At 43.5% G+C, this 19,500-nt stretch carries 18 protein-coding genes; 11 read left to right on the top strand and 7 right to left on the bottom strand.

Annotation, left to right across the window (positions count from 1 at the left end; all coding sequences use genetic code 11):
- Positions 1–22: 22 nt before the first annotated feature.
- From ACOAOT_RS25130 to ACOAOT_RS25120, 3 genes are read right to left on the bottom strand one after another with little or no spacing between them, the layout of a single operon-like run.
- Positions 23–1,030, bottom strand: a complete 1,008-nt coding sequence (locus tag ACOAOT_RS25130) for an ATP-binding cassette domain-containing protein (RefSeq protein WP_420219489.1) — start codon at positions 1,028–1,030, stop codon at positions 23–25.
- Positions 1,027–1,728 carry a GTP-binding protein gene (locus ACOAOT_RS25125; protein ID WP_277407578.1) on the bottom strand — a complete coding sequence of 234 codons (702 nt, stop codon included), beginning with the start codon at positions 1,726–1,728 and terminating at the stop codon, positions 1,027–1,029. The genes ACOAOT_RS25130 and ACOAOT_RS25125 overlap by 4 nt, the downstream gene beginning before the upstream one ends.
- On the bottom strand, positions 1,725–2,978 hold the full coding sequence (locus ACOAOT_RS25120) for an ABC transporter substrate-binding protein (protein ID WP_420219488.1): 1,254 nt from the start codon (positions 2,976–2,978) through the stop codon (positions 1,725–1,727). Before ACOAOT_RS25120 ends, ACOAOT_RS25125 begins: the two co-directional genes overlap by 4 nt.
- A gap of 200 nt (positions 2,979–3,178) precedes the next feature.
- On the opposite strand from ACOAOT_RS25120, the gene ACOAOT_RS25115 reads away from it, so the two are divergent.
- A complete protein-coding gene (locus tag ACOAOT_RS25115) occupies positions 3,179–4,045 on the top strand; it encodes an EFR1 family ferrodoxin (RefSeq protein ID WP_420219487.1) in 867 nt (288 codons plus the stop codon).
- Between the two features lie 61 nt (positions 4,046–4,106).
- Here ACOAOT_RS25115 and eutC read toward each other — a convergent pair whose 3' ends face one another.
- From eutC to ACOAOT_RS25095, 4 genes are read right to left on the bottom strand one after another with little or no spacing between them, the layout of a single operon-like run.
- A complete protein-coding gene (gene eutC / locus ACOAOT_RS25110) occupies positions 4,107–4,877 on the bottom strand; it encodes an ethanolamine ammonia-lyase subunit EutC (protein ID WP_420219486.1) in 771 nt (256 codons plus the stop codon).
- Positions 4,878–6,245 (bottom strand): ethanolamine ammonia-lyase subunit EutB, encoded by a 1,368-nt coding sequence (locus tag ACOAOT_RS25105; RefSeq protein ID WP_420219485.1) that lies wholly within the window; start codon positions 6,243–6,245, stop codon positions 4,878–4,880.
- A 12-nt stretch (positions 6,246–6,257) separates the two neighbouring features.
- Positions 6,258–7,586, bottom strand: a complete 1,329-nt coding sequence (gene eat, locus ACOAOT_RS25100) for an ethanolamine permease (RefSeq protein ID WP_420216680.1) — start codon at positions 7,584–7,586, stop codon at positions 6,258–6,260.
- Positions 7,587–7,614: 28 nt separating this feature from the next.
- Positions 7,615–9,006 carry an ethanolamine ammonia-lyase reactivating factor EutA gene (locus tag ACOAOT_RS25095; protein WP_420216681.1) on the bottom strand — a complete coding sequence of 464 codons (1,392 nt, stop codon included), beginning with the start codon at positions 9,004–9,006 and terminating at the stop codon, positions 7,615–7,617.
- A 325-nt stretch (positions 9,007–9,331) separates the two neighbouring features.
- On the opposite strand from ACOAOT_RS25095, the gene ACOAOT_RS25090 reads away from it, so the two are divergent.
- The 10 genes from ACOAOT_RS25090 to ACOAOT_RS25045 all read left to right on the top strand — a co-directional run.
- A complete protein-coding gene (locus ACOAOT_RS25090; RefSeq protein ID WP_420216683.1) occupies positions 9,332–10,468 on the top strand; it encodes a carbohydrate kinase family protein in 1,137 nt (378 codons plus the stop codon).
- Positions 10,469–10,488: 20 nt separating this feature from the next.
- Positions 10,489–11,370, top strand: a complete 882-nt coding sequence (locus ACOAOT_RS25085) for a class II fructose-bisphosphate aldolase (protein ID WP_420216685.1) — start codon at positions 10,489–10,491, stop codon at positions 11,368–11,370.
- Complete coding sequence (locus ACOAOT_RS25080; RefSeq protein WP_420216686.1) at positions 11,367–12,047, top strand: D-lyxose/D-mannose family sugar isomerase; 681 nt, start codon at positions 11,367–11,369, stop codon at positions 12,045–12,047. Before ACOAOT_RS25085 ends, ACOAOT_RS25080 begins: the two co-directional genes overlap by 4 nt.
- A gap of 179 nt (positions 12,048–12,226) precedes the next feature.
- Complete coding sequence (locus tag ACOAOT_RS25075; protein WP_420216688.1) at positions 12,227–13,333, top strand: sugar ABC transporter substrate-binding protein; 1,107 nt, start codon at positions 12,227–12,229, stop codon at positions 13,331–13,333.
- Positions 13,334–13,445: 112 nt separating this feature from the next.
- Positions 13,446–14,933, top strand: a complete 1,488-nt coding sequence (locus ACOAOT_RS25070; RefSeq protein ID WP_420216689.1) for a sugar ABC transporter ATP-binding protein — start codon at positions 13,446–13,448, stop codon at positions 14,931–14,933.
- Between the two features lie 18 nt (positions 14,934–14,951).
- On the top strand, positions 14,952–15,920 hold the full coding sequence (locus ACOAOT_RS25065) for an ABC transporter permease (protein WP_104436244.1): 969 nt from the start codon (positions 14,952–14,954) through the stop codon (positions 15,918–15,920).
- 86 nt (positions 15,921–16,006) lie between these two features.
- Entirely contained in the window at positions 16,007–16,954 is a 948-nt protein-coding gene (locus ACOAOT_RS25060) for a sugar ABC transporter substrate-binding protein (protein WP_420216691.1), read from the top strand.
- Between the two features lie 7 nt (positions 16,955–16,961).
- Positions 16,962–18,275 (top strand): sensor histidine kinase, encoded by a 1,314-nt coding sequence (locus ACOAOT_RS25055; RefSeq protein WP_420216692.1) that lies wholly within the window; start codon positions 16,962–16,964, stop codon positions 18,273–18,275.
- Positions 18,268–18,963 carry a response regulator transcription factor gene (locus ACOAOT_RS25050; RefSeq protein WP_420216693.1) on the top strand — a complete coding sequence of 232 codons (696 nt, stop codon included), beginning with the start codon at positions 18,268–18,270 and terminating at the stop codon, positions 18,961–18,963. Before ACOAOT_RS25055 ends, ACOAOT_RS25050 begins: the two co-directional genes overlap by 8 nt.
- On the top strand, positions 18,960–19,500 hold a 541-nt coding region (locus tag ACOAOT_RS25045; RefSeq protein WP_420219484.1), incomplete at its 3' end, for an ABC transporter substrate-binding protein. The genes ACOAOT_RS25050 and ACOAOT_RS25045, both read left to right, overlap by 4 nt.

The raw sequence follows: 19,500 nt of genomic DNA, 5'->3' as shown, positions 1-19,500 counted from the left end.
TGGAGGATTAACAAAAAACTTTTTAATTTGCCAGCAGGTCGGGAGAAAGTGTATTTCCTGACCGAAGTTCCTGGCGTGCGGTCTGGATAAGTGAATCCATTTTTTCCAATTTATCAAGCAGCTGTTTTTCTTCTTCACTGGTATAAATCACATGATTAATACCACCATTTTTAATGACAATCCGCTTGTCTGCCATTAACGCAAGAAGGGGATCGTGGGTTGCCATCAATACAATCTTATCTGATGTCACGAGAAGCTTTAAAGCCTTTTTCCGGTCGATTCCGGCATTTTCAATTTCATCAATCAGGACAATGGGAGAGGAGCTTAATATGGCAGTATCTGCAATCATTAGGGCTCTGGACTGTCCGCCGCTTAAGCTGGTAACCGGAGTGGAAAGTTCAAACTTTTCTCCTGCCAGATCATTGGCTGCGGCAATAATCCGGTCTATTACAGACTGAGGATCCTGAACCATACGGCTTTCCGCATGCATCCGTAAAAAGTCAACTACCGTTAAGTCCATAACAAAGTTCATGTTCTGGGAAAGCTGGGCCACCAGCTTGTTATTTGAGGAGTAACGCCACTTCATATCAGGGACTTCGCCGTTAATTAAAATGCTTCGTCCGGTAGGAGTGTCATTTTGAGCCGTCCACTCGATATCTGCTAAAAGCCGGCTTTTTCCTGAACCGGTAGGACCCACTATGGATATAATCTGGGATGTTTCTACGGTCAGTTCCTGAAAGCCTTCCACAGTTCCTGATTTATCATGACCTGGTAAAATTGTGAGAGAATGCACCAGCCGGTCATTTTCCATTCCCAAAAACTGACGCATCTGATCCAGATACACAGGCAGGTCAGACAAAAGCTTTGCTTTATCAATCGCCTGATCTTCCAGTTCTTCCTCTGAGAAATGATTTAAAAATTCCTCAAATGTCTGATCTTCAAATCCTGCGATCGTAAGCTTATTCTGTTCAAAATATGCAGCAGCAAACGGATATTCCTCCAGCAGTTTTTTTATGCTTATATTTGTCATTTTTTATCACCGCCTAAATCAATTTTCTTAACATTACCCATCTGATAGGCTTCTCCGATTCTTGTTTCCCCAAGACAATAGGAGCACAGGGCGGAAGGCATGGGAAAACGAAGCTGCATTCCCTGGACAGTCTGAATGTTCTGGTTTTCATCATAAAGAAGGCTTGCCAGTTCGTAAGCTCCCTGTCCAGTCAGCCCGTTCACATGCATGGTAATAGCTCTTGGGTTTACAGAGCTGACACAGGAAGCAAATACCTCCCGTTCTGCCTGGGAAACGATATCACCTTTGGTAATTACCACAAAATCAGCAGATTTCAACATGGGACCGATTTTTTTAGGAGTATTAATACCGGATAAGTTGTCGATTACACAAACTCCCTTTACCTCTTTTAAATAAGGGGAACAGCGGTTACAAAGACCTGCCGATTCTGTAATAAGCAGATCAAGCTTTTCTTCATTTCCCCAGTTAACCACCTCTTCAATGTTGGAAGCGAAGAAGTGATCCGGGCATAAAGCGCCGGATAAGCCCTTTTTCACAGGGATTCCCGCTTTTTCATAGGCAACGTCGTCGTCTGTATAAAGACAGTCAAATTTCACCACGCCCACTTTAATGTTCTTATCACGAAAGGATGAAATTGTTTTTAAAATGACCGATGTCTTACCGGAAGAGGGCGGACCTGAAAATACAATCAGATTCATAAGAACTCCTTCTGAGCAGCTGCAAAGAACAGCTTTTCTATTTTTTTAATTAATTCTCCAATATCATTGTTGTGTATAAAATCCCAGCCGATCCACATGAAATTCTGGTCGGGTTTCAGTTGATTGTCCACCATGGGATTGGTAGACGGAAATTTTCCGTTGGAGGAAAGAATATCTCCAATATCTTTTGAATATAAAAGATCAACGAAAGGTTTTACCTTATCCTTATTCTTTGATTTTGCCAGCAGGAAAATCGGACTGATTATGGCTCCGTCCTTTGGCCACACCGGGCGCATAGGGCTTTTCTCATCTGTCATGCTTGCAAAGAAATAAGGTGCAACTGTAATGGCAGGAATCTTATTTCCATCCTTTAACTTGTGGGATTTGATCATCTGAGCCGGATGCATACTCTGTAAGAGGGCTTTCCCCATCTTTTCGATTCCTTCTTCCCCATAATAGCGGTAGATGTGAAGCAGGAATGCATTAAACATATCCAGATCCTTCATGGGAAGGCTGATGCTGTTTTCAAACTCCGGCTTCATTAAATCTGCCCAGCTCTCAGGGAATGGGCGGTCTCCTAATACATTGGTGTTAACCATGAAAACAGCAGGAACAATACCGATAATGGCATACTGGTTTTTGGGGTCCTTCAGTGATAAGTTCTCATTATCAAGATCAGGGTTTAAATGCTCCATACCGGAAAGATCTTCAAATACGCCTAAATCCTGATAACCGCCAATCATCTTTTTGTCAAAGAATAAGTCAAAACCAGCTGAAAGATAAAGATCTGACAGACCGTCAGGATTTCCATCTGCTAAAATAACCCGATCCTTTACATCATCAAGTCCCAGGTTTGCAGATTTTAAATGATACTCCACCTCATATCCAAGGGAGTCTTTATTTTCCTCAAGCCAGGATTCGAATTTTTCTAAAAGAGGTATGCGGATAGGACAGGGCAGTACGCCCTCGATACGGATATCCCCTTTATTTTCTGATTGTGCAGGAGTAAGACCGTCCGTCAGGCTGGGCGCCTTCTCACCGATTACTTCCTCCAGTTTCTTTATAAAAAGTTCCTGGTTTACCTTTCTCATAGCCAATGCTGTTTCTAAAGAAATGGTTTTTCCAAGAGTTCTGCGCATAACGGGATTGCTTAAATTTTCAAAACCATTGGCAATAAATACTTCAATGGTTTCCGGATAGGTTTCCGTGATATGAAAGATCGTATCAGAAGCTTTAAAATAATTTGACATAATAGTTCCTTTCTCTATGTTAATTGTAAGTTGGTTTCTGAAATTACGTTTATCATACCATAGTTTCTCTGTTTTGTTTGTTGTAAAAACAACTTATTTGAAATACTTTTGATATTATTTCTTGTTAAGACACTATCTTTTTCATTACTGAGATAGTATGATGAATTCATAAAAATTTGATTCGCAGAGGGGGAATACCATTGTTAAAACCAAAAAAAATCACCCTGGCTTATTTTTCAGGGACTGGTTGTACAAAAGAAGTCTGTCTGTGTTTCGCACAACAATTGGCAAAGAAGGGATTGGAAAGCAAAACCATCAGTCTGGAAAATCATGATCCGGGAAATTTAAAACCGCCGGATCTTCTGGTGATATTTTCGCCTGTATATGCCTTCCGCCTGGCTTCCATTACCGAAAAATGGGTAAAAGGGCTTCCAAAATCAAGCCGCACCATGGTTGCGATCGTACCTGTGTCGGGAGGAGGAGATATCTCACCCAATACAGCCTGCACCATGGCCTGCAGACGGATGCTAAAGAAAAAGGGATATCATCTGATCTATGAAAGAATGATTGTAATGCCGTCTAATTTCGGTACCAATGCGGGGGATGAAATTAATCAGCAATTAATACGCATATTACCGGAAAAAACAAAAGAAATGATTGAAGATATTCTGAACGGAGAACATCATTTTCTGATGGCAAAGCCCCAGGATCGTCTGCTTGCAATGCTTGGAAAAGGAGAACATGTGGGTGCAAGATTTTTTGGTGCTTCCATACGCCCCTCCTCACAATGCACTCACTGTGGGAAATGTTCACAAAAATGTCCAACACGGAACATTAAAATGGATCAGGGAATTCCCAAATTCGGCTTTCGTTGTATTTTGTGCTTAAGATGCATCTATTCCTGTCCGGTTCATGTACTGAAACCAGGAATCTTAACCTCTGCAGTTTTAAAAGACGGTTTTCATTTACAGAAGTATAAAAAACAGGAGTCAGTCGATATAAGTCAGGAACAGACTGAGTTTCATTTAAAAGGTGCCTGGAAGGGCGTTAGTGACTATTTACAATAAGCATGAAATCAGGCGGGGTATGAGTTCCTTTATAGGAATCCGTACCCCGCCTGGTATGTATTTATAATTTTAAATCGATTCCGCTTGCTTTTGCTTCCATCATCGCATCCACAATTGAAATAATCTGTGCGCCAGCTTCAACTGGAGGCATACCATTCTTATGGATGTTAGAGACTACCGTTCTCTGGGATTCCGGCTTTTTCGTGCTTGATTCATATGCCATATAGGCACTTAAGCTTTCTCCGGTTGCAAGACCAGGTCTTTCTCCTATGAGAATAATGGTGATTTTCGAATGTAATGCTTCACTGATCCGGTCCATAGTCGCAACTCTTGCATATTTAACAAAGATTGGATCACCAACTTTATAGCCTTTTTCCTTCAGCCCATCCATAAGCATGGGATAAATATCCGGAAGATTACTGGTAATTGCAGGAGAACTGAGACCGTCACCTGCGATGATCTGTACGTCTGCATCGTGTCTGCAGTTTTCACTAATTATCTTCAGGGTGTCTTCGGAAAAACGTCTTCCAAGATCTGGCCTTGTTATATATTCATCTTTATTTTTGCATAAACTCTGAACCTTTAAAAATCCCAGCTGATCCACCACTTTTTCATCCACCTCTGACCAGACGGCATCCATGGCGACAGCATGATCAGCACGAAAGCGGAGATAGGTTTCCGTTTTCAGCCTGGTTCCTGCCTTGCCCACACAGATTCTTGCAGCCGTAGTCTTCTTTAAATTGACACAGGACTGAAGGTCAGCCGGCTGGTTAACTGTTACCCGTTCTGTTAAATCAAGGGTAGAGATATCCCTTACAAGATCCTGATCCATTTACTTCACCTCCTGTGTGAAAATAGAGGGATCACCGGCGCGTTCCGTCAGTTGTCCGTCTTTCATAATCCCCAGTTCTTCCATGCGTTTTTCAAATTCTCTCATGGGGCGTTTTCCGCTTGTTTCCCGAAAGGCTGCTGCGTCATGATAACTGGAGGACTGATACATCAGCATAATATCATCCCCTGCCGGTATTCCCATTACATAATTGACACCGGCGCTGGCAAGGAGAACACCTAAGTTTTCCAGGTCATTCTGACTGGCTTTCATATGATTGGTATAACAGACATCGCAGCCCATGGGGATACCGGTGAGTTTTCCCATAAAATGATCTTCCAGTCCGGCCCGGATTACCTGAGCTCCGTCATATAAATATTCCGGTCCGATAAAACCTACTACGGTATTGACGCAGTAAGGGTGGTAACGCTTTGCAAATCCGTAGCACCGTGCTTCCATTACCAGCTGATCTGCATCATGATGACCTTCTGAAGAAAGTTCGGACCCCTGACCTGTTTCAAAATACATGAAGTTGGGACCTTTGGAGCTTTTCTTTTCCTTCATCACCTCATAAGCCTCATCCATTAAGGCTGTACTGATTCCAAATGCCGTATTGGAGATCTGTGATCCGGCAATGGATTGAAACATTAAATCCATAGGACTGCCTTTTTTTAAAGCCTCCATCTGGGTGGTCACATGGGAGAGGACGCAGTTCTGGGTGGGAATCTGCCATTTCTCCATAAAGTCACGGAAAGCCCGCAAAATTTTATCCGTTTGCTCCACAGTATCTATGGCAGGATTTAAACCGATTAATGCATCGCCATTTGCATAGGAAATTCCTTCAAACACAGAAGCCATAACCCCTTCAATGCTGTCTGTGGGGTGATTGGGCTGCAGCCTGGAGGCCAGAGTTCCCGGAAGACCGATTGTTGTATTGCAGGTGGCCGGGACAATCAGTTTTTTAGAAGCCACAATGATATCAAGATTGCTCATCAGCTTTGTCACACCCGCTATCACCTCGGCAGTGAGACCATCACGAATCTCTTCAATGGCAGCAGCAGGAGAGGCAAGAATAAATTCCCGCAGTTCTCCAAGGGTTATGGATTTGATTTTTTTATAGGCTTCCTCATCCACTCCATCCTGAATGACTCTTGTGACTTCATCGGTTTCATAATCAACTACCGGATGGTTTCGTAAATCAGAAACGGATAAATCGGCAAGTACAACTTTGGCAGCAATACGTTCTGCTGCATCTGCTGCGGCAATTCCAGCCAGTGTATCACCGGACTTTTCTTCATTCGCTTTTGCCAGGACCTCCCTGACGGAACGAAATTCGTAGGTTTTACCGAATAATCTTGTCTTCAATTTCACCTTTTCGGCCTCCTATGCTTCCATTTCATTTTCTGCGGATACAAATCCATTTGCAAAAACCTTGTCTTTTACAAGGTAATAAAGAATAGCAGCTGCATAAACAATGGCAGCCAGGAACAACAGAGAGGCCTGGGAAACTACCAGGGCAACTACGACTACTGCACAGGTAACTGCCGCAATGGTTGGAATAAGGGCGGATTTTAACCGGTAAGGACGAGCCAGTGCCGGCTCTTTTTTTCTGAGAACAAACCAGGAGGCAATGGATAAAACTGCCATTACAGAAGAGCCGATGCAGGAGAAGACAACCAGGCTGCCTACATTTCCGGTGATTACAAAAAAGAGACCAATCAGACTGGTGCTCACAAGAGCAAAGACCGGAGTACCTTTTTTATCAAGGTTTGAAAGTGCTTTTGGAAGATAGCCGCTTCTGGACATGGCGTATGCCTGCCTGGAATATCCGATCATTATTCCATGAAGGCTGGCTGCCAGACCGAATAATCCAAAAAATCCCACCAATTTCACAAGAAATGAATGTTCACCATAGACTTTTGATAAGATTGCCGGAAGTGGATTATCAGTGGATGCCACAGCAGACAAATCTGAGGCAGAGTTTCCGGCAGTAACGATAAGGACAGCAACCGCCATAACAACCAGTGCTCCGATTCCCGATATAAATGCTTTTGGTATGTCTTTTTGCGGATTTTTACATTCTTCCGCCCCCATTGCTCCTGACTCCACAGCCAGATAAAACCAGACCACAAATGGAATGGCAGCAAATATGCCATGCATGCCGTTCATGGAAGCTCCGGAATAGAACAGACCGTGTACATCTACAGTTGGAATTCCAAGGATAAAATAAACAGCTACTCCAAGAATCGCCACTGCCGTAACAATTACACTGACGATGGCAGCAGATTCAATTCCCTTGATATTAATAAAAACAAAGATACAAAAGGCAGTGATAGCGGCGATATTGGCCGGGATGACAGGAAGCAGTCCATGTACATATGCACCAATGGAAAGTGCAATTCCTGGTGTTGCAAAGATATACTCAAGGAGTATGGAGAAACCGGCTATAAAACCGGCGAACTTGCCGAATGATTTTTCTGCATATGCGGTTGGACCGGCTGCAGACGGGATGGCCGTTGCCAGCTCTGAGTAACAAAAGACAAAGGAGACATAGAAAAGTGTGACAATGAATGTTGCAATTAAAGCTCCTGTAAAATTAGTCTTTTCAAACAGGTAATTCCAGCCAAAATACATACCGGATACAACTGCACCTACAATAATCGCCCATAGCTTAACCGGTGTAAGAGCTTTGTTCAAATTTTTTTCTTCCATAATGGAATCCTCCTGATTTTTCTTGTTTTTATTGATACACTAATGTTTTAATCACAACGGGTACCGCGCTTCCAACCGGTGATCCGATATCTATATAATCACCGTCCTCAACCTGGATCTGATCCAGGCAGATAACTGGTTTGCTGCATGGCGTATGAATCCGGATCATCTGACTCAGTGCTTTTGCAAAGTCTTCTTTTAAAAGCACAATTACAGGACTTTTTAATCCCTCATAAAGTCTGGCGATCTGATTTGCAAGAAGTTTAAGTTCCACGTATCCAGGGCTTTTTCCCCCTTTTATACTCACTGCAAGAATCTCATCCTCGTAAAGCTCCATAAGTGGTCTGGTACTTCTATATACATCTTCCCACTGGCTGGCAGCTGCCGGGCATTTTACTATGGGAATATTTCGCATAGGTAAAATAGAGGGTTCAACACCTACCGTACTTCCGCTGACGGACAGAGAGTGGCTTCCTGCTCCGATTACGGTTGCCCTTATTTTTTCCTCCGGTATGATAAGCCTGCTCTTATAGGGGGTAAGAGCCTGAGTGATTTTGATTCCAAGTAAAGGACCGATGTCGCCATACTGAAACCATTCTGCATGGCTTTCATTTTCATTTAATGATCCCACGTATTCGCCCACTCCACCGGATATGGATATAAAATCAAGATTCTCTGGAATGGTGAAATCTGTGATATATAACGGGAAAGTATCCTTATTCATTTCACGTAATCCAAGTGCCTGAAGGCAGCTGTCTGCCAGATAATCGCAGAAACGTTCCAGCACATTGATATCAGCAGTTTCACCCTGTCTGATTGCCAGTTTATGCCTGGTAATTATATGGAGAATCCGGTCTGAAATATAGGTTACGCTGCCAGTGTCATCCAGTTTTATCAGCCTTCCGCCAATATCCATTGCAAAAGAATCTGTACAGATACCGCAGTCAAATACAGCCGCATTTAAGGTTCCCCCGCCGATATCCAGGTTAACGATTCTTTTGCTCCTCCTTTTTGATTCTTCGCTGATTCCGGCTCCCCTCCCGGCTAAAACCGCTTCCAGCCTGGGTCCTGCGGCAGCAACAACAAAATCACCCAGATACTCTGATAACCAGATATTCACCTGCCGGGCATTATCCTTTCTGGCTGTTTCACCCGTAATGATAACGGCTCCGGTTTCTATGTTCTCCTTATGAATTCCACTTTCTTTCATAGCCGATTTTACCTGTTCCCGGATCTGTTCAAAATCTATGATATCTCTTGAAATCAGTGGTGTGAAGATAACCGGACTTCGATAGATAACCTCAGTCTCATCGATTTTAGTGGTGGGAAGAAGGGATGGCCCCATTCTGGTTGAGATCTTAATATTGCTGATAATAATTTCCGTTGTACTGGTTCCTATATCCACGCCAATACTGTACAACCATATACCTCCTCCCGGCAGCTTCACAAACGAAAGAACAAATAAAAAAGACGAAGGGGATTTCCTGGCAGGAAACGTCTTCGTCTTTCATATTTCGTATGAAGTTTTTATATTAACAACTAATATAAGGACTTTGTATTCATTTGTCAACAGTTAAATGAGAAAGTTTTTATATCGTTAGAATCTTAAGTAGGAAAGGAAAAAACATTGTGCAATATTCACATGACAATTGTCATATAGACAAGCTATGTAGTGATATATGCATAAATATTATTGACTTTCCTCCTGCGGTTGTTATGATGAAGACAGGAAAGGGGGTATTTATATGCCAGATGAGGCGGGAAATAAAAAAATAATTGTTGCCGGACACATTTCCCTGGATATTACACCGGTCTTTAAAAGCAGTGACGGAAGAAAAATTTTAAAGTCCTTTCAGCCCGGTAAACTTTTAGAAGTGGGAAAAGCCAACATATCCGGAGGCGGAGCGGTTTTTAACACTGGGCTTGGGCTGCATGCATTGGGAGCAGATGTCCTTTTGATGGCAAACACAGGGGATGATGACTTTGGACAGATCCTAAAAGGAAAAATACAGGAAAGAGGGTGTGAAAGCTGCATTACGGTTATTCCCGGAGAGGATACATCCTACACGATTGTTCTGGCACCAAAGGGGGTTGACCGGTTATTTCTTCATAATCCCGGTTGTAATGACACCTTTGGCTTTGAACATGTGGATTTTAGTAAAGCGGCAAAAGCAGCTCATTTTCATTTTGGTTATCCGACACTGATGAAGCGGTTCTACCAGAATGACGGACTGGAATTAAAAGAGCTTTTTTGCCGCATGAAAGAGCTTGGACTTACCACTTCACTGGATCTGGCGGCGGTGGATCCGGAATCGGAAGCTGCATCCTGCCGCTGGGACCGGATTTTTGATTCCGTGCTTCCCTATGTGGATTTTTTTGTACCCAGCATTGAAGAACTGGGGTTTTTGTTAAACCGTCCGCTCTATGATAAATGGCAGGAAATTGCTGACGGCGATGATATTACCTCCATTCTCTCTTTAAAGAAAGACGTGGAAACCATTGCAGATCAGGCTCTGCATCTGGGCACAAAGGCAGTTCTTTTAAAATGCGGTGCAGCGGGAATGTACTTAAAGACAGCTTCAAAACAGGCGTTTGCAGATGGCCCGGATTTCTTAAAAGGCTGGTCAGATATTTCTTACTTCCAGAACAGCTTTCTGCCAGACCGGATTCTTTCTGCCACCGGAGCCGGAGATACCAGTATTGCCGCATTTATTAAAGCCGTGCTGGAGAAACGTTCTCCAAAAGAATGTGTGAAACTTGCGTCGGCAACAGGTGCTTCCTGTGTGACAGCTTATGATACAGTAAGCGGACTGCTGCCCTTCGAAACATTAGAGGAAAAAATCAAAAACGGGTGGGAAGAACAGAAACGAATCCTGCCATAAATAAAAAGGAGGAATTACATATGCTTGTTACCATGAAATCAATTCTTAACCTGGCAGAAGCCAGAAACATTGCTGTAGGTGCCTTTAATATTACTTCTCTGGAAGGAATCCAGGCAGTGTTGGGAGCTGCGGAGGAAACCGGACAGCCGGTCATTTTACAGTTTGCACCTGTCCATGAAACAATTATCCCCCTTACCGTAATGGGACCCATCATGGTTATGATGGCAGAACATGCCGCCGTTCCCGTCGCAGTACACTTAGATCACGGAGACGATTTTAAGAAGTTAAAACAGGCCCTTGACATGGGATTCACCTCCATTATGTATGATGGTTCCGCCCTGTCTTTTGAGGAAAATGCAGCAGGTACTCAAATTGCGGTGGAGCTTGCAGCCGCATATGGAGCTTCTGTTGAAGGAGAGATTGGTGCAATGGGCAGAGAAGAATTCAAAAGCGTAGGGGAAAGCGAGGGAAATGAAGCGGCCGAAAGTTGCTACACAGATCCGGATCAGGCGGAAGCATTTACTTCACTTACCGGAATTGACGCATTGGCCTGTTCCTTTGGCACTGTACATGGACTCTATTTAAAAAAGCCCAATCTGGACCTTGACAGAATCAGCCGGATTCGGGACAAAGTGGCTCTCCCCATTGTCATGCACGGAGGTTCGGGAATCAGCGATGAAGATTTTTATCAGTGCATCAAACGCGGGGTCCGTAAGATTAATTATTATACCTACCTGGCAAAGGCCGGCGGCATGTATGTGAAAGAAAAAACCGCTAATGCAGAGGATGTGGTATTTTACCATGATGTGACCCTTTGGGGCGTGGAGGCAATGAAAAAAGACGTGCTTCATACCATTAAAGTGTTTTCTGGTATGGAGCAGAAAGAGAGCGGAATGCTATGAAACGTTCTGAAGTTAACAAAGCCTTAAAGGATATGGAACAGATGATTCAGACATGTGGATTTTCCCTTCCGCCTTTTTGCAGCTTTACTCCAGAGGAATGGATAGAAAAAGGACATGATTACGATGAAATCCGTGACAATATGCTTGGCTGGGATATTACGGATTTTGGACTTGGGGATTTCGACCGGACCGGTTTTTCACTGATTACTCTTCGAAATGGGAATGTAAAGCAAAAGGAATATACAAAAACCTATGCAGAAAAACTTCTCTTCTTAAAAGAAGGACAATCAGCCGCCATGCATTTTCACTGGACAAAAATGGAGGACATTATAAACAGAGGGGGAGGCAATGTGCAGATCCGTGTTTACGAATCCGGCCCAGACGGAGGTTTTTCTGATTCCGACGTAACAGTTAACAGGGATGGAAGAAGTTATATGGTTCCTGCCGGAACCGTGGTAACACTGCACCCTGGGGAGAGCATTACCATTTATCCTTATCTCTACCATGATTTTCATGTGGAACCCCATTCCGGTCCGGTGCTGCTTGGTGAAGTATCCATGTGTAACGATGATCAGGAGGACAACCGATTTTACCAGCCAGTCGGCCGCTTTCCAAAAATAGAAGAAGACGAGCCACCTTACCGCCTCCTTTGCAACGAATACCCGAAGGCAGAGTAATTGTGCAATGTGATGAAAATTCAGCCATGGGCAATCCAGATTCGCTTAATACAGCATATTAAATATGACAAATGTAATGAAAAACTAATTACATTGTGCACATGTTTTAAAAACAGTGGGATGATATGATGTTTATGCAGCACATAACACAACTGTATAATGTATAAGGAGGATTTACCATGAAAAAAAGCACAAAAAAGCTTGCCGCAATTCTGATGTGCGCAGCTCTTGCCGGAATGTCTGTGGCAGGCTGCAGCAATGGGGAACCAGAAACAAAGGCGCCTGAAACAACAAAAGCAGCGGAAACCACAAAAGCGGAAACAAAGGCGGAAACAAAAGCTGAGGCAAAAACAGAAACAAAGGCTGCTGTAAAATCAGAATCTGCCGTAAACATGGCAGACGCAAATGTAAAAAAGAAAGATCCAAGTAAGCATTATAAATTCGGATATACCTGTATGGACGGTACCAATCCATTCTTTGTAACGATCGAAAAAACCATGCGGGAAATGATTGAAGCTCAGGGAGACGAACTGGTTTCAGTGGATCCGGCCAATGATGTAACCCTTCAGATCACCCAAGTTGAAGATTTGGTATCACAGAAAATTGATGCCATGTTTATGAATCCGGCAGAAGCAGAAGGAATCCTTCCCGCTCTGGACCAGTTAAAAGAAGCAAAGATTCCAACGGTAGGCTTTGATACGGAAGTTGCTGATATGTCCTATCTGATTTCTTACACCGGCTCTGATAACTATAATGCAGGTTTCGTATGCGGAGAAGATTTAGTAAAGAAATGCCCCAATGGCGGAGACATCATTGTTCTTGATTCCCCAACCATGAATTCCGTAACAGACAGAACAAACGGATTTTTGGATGCCATTAAAAACCACAACTTCAATATCGTTGCCCAGCAGGATGCAAAAGGAAATTTAGAGGTCTCCATGGGGATTGCAGAAGATTTACTTCAGGCTCATGGCAATGTAGTTGCCATCTTCGGCGGAAATGATCCCACTGCATTGGGCGCACTGGCAGCTGCAAATGCAGCAGGCATTAAGGACTGCAAAATCTATGGTGTAGATGGTTCTCCTGATATTAAGGCAGAAATGGCTTCCGGCACTTCTCTTATTGAAGGAAGCGGCGCTCAGTCACCAGTTAAAATTGCTCAGTCTGCAGTTAACATTATGTATTCCTACTTAAACGGGGAAGAAGTCGCTGACCGGTATCCCGTGGAAACATTCCTCATTACATCTGAGAATGTAAAGGATTATGGCACAGACGGCTGGCAGTAAATACAGATAAGAGGAACATGCCTCCTGGAATAAGCGTGTTACATGCTCCGGGAGGCGGTGCCTTTTTTCCAGACTGACGTCATAAATGGATAACGAACAGGCAGGTGAATATATGAGTGAAAAAATTCTGCTTCAAATGAAAAACATACATAAATCTTTTCCAGGAGTTAATGCATTGCAGGGAGTGGATTTTGAACTGTTCCCTGGGGAAGTTCATGCCCTTCTTGGTGAAAACGGGGCCGGAAAATCCACGTTAATCAAGGTATTAGGCGGAATCTACATTGCAGAAGAGGGAGAAATTTTCATTGAAGGACAGAACGTGGTCATTGACGGAGTAAATGCTTCTCATGCCAACGGAATTTCCATCATCCATCAGGAACTGGTACTGGTCCCTCATATGACCGTAGCAGAAAATATCTTTCTTGGACGGGAACCTGGGAAAGGCGGTTTTATAGATCATGAAACAATGGAGCGGGAAGCAGGTAAGCTCTTAGATGATTATCATATGAGCATCTCTCCGGGAGCCTTTGTCAAGGATTTAACCATTGCCCAGCAGCAGATGGTAGAAATCGTAAAAGCCATTTCCTACCGTTCAAAAATATTGGTCATGGATGAGCCAACCTCCTCCATATCGGATAAAGAGGTGGAGTTCCTGTTTCAGACCATGCGTATGCTGACCCAAAAAGGTGTGGGAATTATATATATTTCTCATAAAATGGATGAGCTTGAGCAGATTTGCGACCGGGTGACTGTTTTAAGGGACGGTACCTATGTGGGAACAAAAGTTGTGAAGGACACTTCAAGAGACCAGTTAATCTCCATGATGGTTGGGCGGGAACTGACAAAATATTATACCCGGGATTATAAGGAACCGGGTGATGTTGTATTAAAATGTGAAAACATAACAGACGGCAGGATGGTAAAAGGAGCCAGTTTTGAACTGCGTCAGGGAGAGATCATCGGCTTTGCCGGATTAGTGGGAGCAGGCAGAAGTGAAACCATGAAATGTATTTTTGGTCTGACCCCATGTCTGTCCGGGGAAATCTATGTAAATGGGAAACCGGCAAAGATTAAATCTCCTTTGGATGCCATGAACTACAAAATAGCACTGGTGCCGGAGGACCGGAAGCAGGAAGGCCTTTATCCGGTGCAGAGCGTGCGCTTTAACTCCACAATAGAAGTGCTAAAATCTTTTATCAAAGGCATACTGGTCAATCTGAAAAAAGAAGAAGAAATAACCGGAAAATATATTGAAATGATGGATACAAAGACACCATCCCAGGAACAGCTGATTGGAAACTTATCCGGCGGAAACCAGCAGAAGGTTATGATCGGAAGATGGCTGGCCACTTCTCCTGACATCCTGATTCTCGATGAGCCAACCAGAGGCGTGGATGTAGGGGCGAAATCTGAAATATATGCAACCATGAATGAACTGGTCAAAGAGGGAATGTCAATTATCATGATTTCTTCCGAACTGCCGGAAATTCTTAACATGAGCGACCGGGTATATGTCATGTGTGACGGAAGAACCACCGGCTGTTTCCACCATAGCGAAAACATAACCCAGGAACAGATTATGAAGCTGGCAGCCAAGTAGGAAAGAGGGAGAAATCAGATGACAACAAGAATTCAAAAAAATGTAAAACAGTATTTAAAAGATAACATCGGAATTATCGGTGCACTGCTGATTCTGTGTATTTTCCTGTCCATATTTCCAAAGACCAGCGGTGTATTTCTCACACATAAAAATATATTTAATGTACTTAGGCAGATTTCTTCCAACTTATTCCTTGCATGCGGAATGACCATGGTAATTATTTTAGGAGGAATCGACCTGTCCGTAGGTTCCATTATAGCCCTGTCCGGCTGTGTTGCCGCAGGCTGTGTGGCACGTTACAATCTTCCTATATTTGCAGCCATATTAATCGGCATTCTCATCGGTACGGCAGTTGGTATGGCAAACGGTGTGGTTATTTCCAAAACAACCATTCCGCCGTTTATCGTCACACTTGCCACCATGAATGTGGCAAAAGGTCTGGCTTACGTTTATACCGGCGGCTCTCCCGTAAGAGTCGTTACGAAGAAATGGCAGTTTCTTGGTGCCGGCTACATTGGAGGAGTTCCAACCCCTGTTATAATCCTGGTATTTGTATTAATCATCACCGCAGTTATTATGAATAAGACAAAGCTGGGGCGCCACATCTATGCAGTGGGAGGTAATTCCCAGGCCGCCAGATTCTCCGGAATCAGTACGGCAAGAGTAAAATTACTGGTACATACCTATTCCGGACTTATGGCAGGTCTTGCAGGTGTTGTTCTCGCTTCCCGTATGTATTCCGGCCAGCCCACTGCAGGAGACGGAGCAGAAATGGACGCCATTGCGGCAGTTGTGGTTGGAGGAACTTCCATGGCAGGCGGTTCCGGTAAAATCGGAGGCACCATTATCGGAGGACTGATTATTGGTGTATTAAACAACGGACTGAATCTTTTGAATGTCAACTCATTCTGGCAGTATGTGGTAAAGGGTATTGTCATTCTATTGGCAGTATTTGTAGACTACCTGCGGAACAAGAAAAAGGGCTAAAATTCTGCTAAGAGCAGGGAGCGTTTCCTTAACAGTGAAACGCTTTTTGTGGTATAATAAATAAAAAAACACGGGGGTGTTTATACATGAAGAGAAAGGCTGGGGTATTTCTCTTAATTGCACTGACTATAGCTTTGTTTGCCGGCTGCAGCAGGAGGAAGGACGAAGCACCTCCTCACGAAGCTCTCATATTTGGTGCCACCTATATGACGCGGAATAATCCCTACTTTAATGTTTTGGGACAGGGGATTGAAGAAGTGGTGGAAGCCAATGGAGATATTCTTTTAACCAGAGATCCCTTGCAGGATCAGAAGAAGCAGAATGAACAGATTGAAGAACTAATCGACGAAGGAATCAGCATGCTTTTCTTAAATCCGGTGGACTGGGAAGAGGTTCGCCCGGCTTTACTTGCCTGTAAAAAAGCAGGCGTGGCAGTAATTAACGTAGATACTGTGGTGAAGGACCGGGATCTGGTCATATCCGTGATTGAAACGGACAACTATCAGGCAGGTCAGCTTTGCGCCCTGGATATGATGAAGCGAAGGAAAGCTGCGGACATTGTAATACTGGATAATCCCATTCAGATGTCCATTACCTACCGTGCCCAGGGATTTACCGATGCTATTGCAGGCAATCCCAACTACCGGGTGGTATACCGGCATGCGGCAGCAGGGGAAATTGAGGTTTCGTCCAAAGTGATGGAAGAGTTTTTAAACCAGAATAAAGGGTTTGATGTGGTTCTTGGAGGCAACGACCCTACGGCTCTTGGCGCACTGGCAGCACTTCAGCAGGCCAGAAAGGAAGATGGAGTCCTGATCTACGGGATAGACGGTTCTCCTGACTTTAAGGCGATTCTGGACATGGGGTATGTGACCGGAACCAGTGCCCAAAGCCCCAAAGCCATTGGTAGGGTTGCTGCCGAAACCGCCTACCGGTACTTAAACGGAGAACCTGTGGACCCATACATAAGCCTGTCCAGTACTTTCATTACAAAGGACAATCTGGCTGAATACGAAATTGATGGCTGGCAGTAGGTGAGAGATGGAAGATAATAAATTTAACGGCAGGATCAGGATTTTGCAGACCGCAATCCTGATTATTAACATTATATCCGTAATGGGAATCAGTATTTTTATATACGCTACCATCGAAAAAATCAGAAGAGCCTACGATGCCAGAGAATTTTTAAATGAAATTCAGGCCATCGTCTGGTATCCCTATGCAAAAATCTGGCTCTGTGCCCTGCTGTTGGGCTTTCTCACTTTAAGTATGGTAATTAGAGACCGGTTGTTTCCCAATAACAGCAAGGTTATTTTAACCAGTCTGGTTGCAGATTTTATTGCCTGCTTTGCCATTATCATTGAACTGAATTTCAACTATAACGGAATCCTGCTGCTGGTTTTTTCCAACGTTATTCTGTACGTAAAAAACGGAAAATCCAGATATATACTGGCAGCCGTTGCTATTGGAAGTTTTATTCTTGCTGATTATGAACTGCTGTCAATCTCTTACAGACTGTATTCCATACAGGATTATATCGCTTTTTACAGCGCCTCAAAACAGCAGTATTTTCTGAGTGTTTATAACATTTTCATATCTTTAAATGTAATTCTGTTTGTTGCTTACTGCGTCAATATTATCAATGAGCAGCAGGGAAATATTGACGAAATACACGGATTAAACGAAAAACTCCACGATGTGAACGAACAGCTGCAAAAGTATTCTCTTATGGCGGAAAAAATGGCGGAAACAAGAGAACGCAACCGCCTGGCAAGGGAAATTCATGATACGCTGGGGCATACACTCACAGGGATTTCAGCCGGAATTGATGCCTGTATTGCGATAATCAGCATCTCACCGGAACAGACAAAAAAGCAGCTGGAGCTGATAAGCAAAGTTACCAGAGACGGGATTAAGGACATCCGCCGTTCTGTCAGTGAACTAAGGCCTGATGCCCTGGACCGTTTCAGCCTGGAATTTGCCATTAATAAGATGGTAACAGACATCAATGCAGTATCAGAAACAAGAGTCTATTTTGACTGCAGGGTAAGTAATTTAAAATTCGGCGAGGACGAAGAGAATGCCATTTACCGTGTGGTTCAGGAAGGAATCACCAATGCCATACGTCATGGGCAGGCAAAGGAGATCTGGGTAACCATGAAAATGGAAAAAGAAGATATTCTGATACAGATTAAAGATAATGGAATTGGGTGTAAAGAAATGAAAAGCGGTTTCGGCACCAAGCATATGAAAGAGCGGATTCGTATGCTCAACGGAGCTGTTACATTTGATGGAAGTGATGGTTTTATCGTAAATGCAAGAATACCGATCCGGAGGGGAGAGACCTATGATTAAAGTATTGATTGCCGATGATCAGGAACTGATACGCCAGAGTCTGCAGATTGTCTTAAACAGCAGGAAAGATATGGCCGTTACCGATGTGGCGGCAGACGGCCAGGAAGTGATGCGGTGCATCCGCAAAAACAAACCGGACGTGATCTTAATGGATGTACGTATGCCTAAAATGGATGGGGTGCAGTGCACGAAACTCATTAAGGAAAGTTACCCTCAGATTAAGATCATCATACTGACTACATTTGACGATGATGAATATGTTTATAATGCCCTGAAATACGGTGCAAGCGGGTATTTACTAAAAGGAGTCTCCATGGAAGAACTGGCCAATGCCATCACGACTGTTTACAATGGCTGTGCAATGATTAATCCGGATATAACAGCAAAGGTTTTAAGGCTGTTCTCCCAGATGGCAAAAGCCGATTACTCCATTACAGTCAAAGAAAAAAATATGGATGAGCTGACGAGAGCAGAATGGAAGATCATTGCCCAGGTTGAAAAAGGAGCAAGCAACCGGGAAATCGCGCGGACTTTAAACTTATCAGAGGGAACCGTACGAAATTATTTAAGCACTATTTTAAATAAACTGAATTTAAGAGACCGGACCCAGCTTGCAATCTGGGCGGTTCAGACCAACGTGAGAAATAAGGTGGAAGGGCGGTCCTTGGAAACAGAGGGAGCTTTATGAAAAAAAGGCGCTATCTTTTAAGTGGGATGATTGGCTTGCTTCTGCTTTCGGCCTGCTTCTTTCTCTACAATAAAAACAGCCGTCCCGTTATTCTGGAATTTGGTATGTTTACCGGCAGCAACTGGGATGTTGCAAGTGCCAACAGTTTTAAGATATTCGACCGGGCCATTGCTGATTTTGAAAAAAATCATCCCAATGTTAAGATTCACTATTACAGTGGAATTGCTAAAGAGGATTACTCCGAGTGGTGTGCAAGAAAGCTTTTAGAAGGAAAAACGCCGGATGTATTCATGGTATTAGATTCTGATTTTGATAAGTTTACTTCTCTTGGAGTGATGAAGGATCTGGAAGATTTAATGTCCTCTGATGACAACTTTCACAAAGAGGACTTTTTCGCTACTGCTTTGGATACCGGACGCAACGGAGGGCATCAGTATGCCCTTCCCTATGAAGTTGTTCCCACCCTGATGTTTGTAAATAAGTCTCTTCTTGCAAAAGAAGGAATCGATATGCCAAAGGAAGACTGGAACTGGGAAG

Source organism: Lacrimispora struthionigena (assembly GCF_048627165.1).
Lineage (GTDB): Bacteria > Bacillota > Clostridia > Lachnospirales > Lachnospiraceae > Lacrimispora.
The sequence above is the reverse complement of the archived record's forward strand: the minus strand, read 5'-3'. Positions and strand labels throughout refer to the sequence as shown.